The following is a 264-nucleotide window of genomic DNA, read 5'->3' as shown; positions in this document are numbered from 1 at the left end:
GTGCGGGGCACCTGGGCGGCCGTGGGTGATGCGGTCACATGGCTGGCGGGGCGATACCGGGAGCACCTTCCCGAGGGGGACGGCTGGGTGCCGTTGGCGGAGCGTGGTCGGATCGCAGGGGAGCAACTCGCCGGTGGGGTCGACGTGGTGTGGTCGTGCTGGGTCTCGGACACCTGGTGGTCGGGGCAGTACGTGATCGTGTGCCCCAACCGGTTCTGGCCCGGGCTTCCGTGTCCAGCCGAGCGGGCCGGTCGGCCATGAGTC

It is taken from the genome of Kitasatospora putterlickiae (assembly GCF_039527695.1).
Taxonomy (GTDB): Bacteria; Actinomycetota; Actinomycetes; order Streptomycetales; family Streptomycetaceae; genus Kitasatospora; species Kitasatospora putterlickiae.
The sequence above is the reverse complement of the archived record's forward strand: the minus strand, read 5'-3'. Positions refer to the sequence as shown.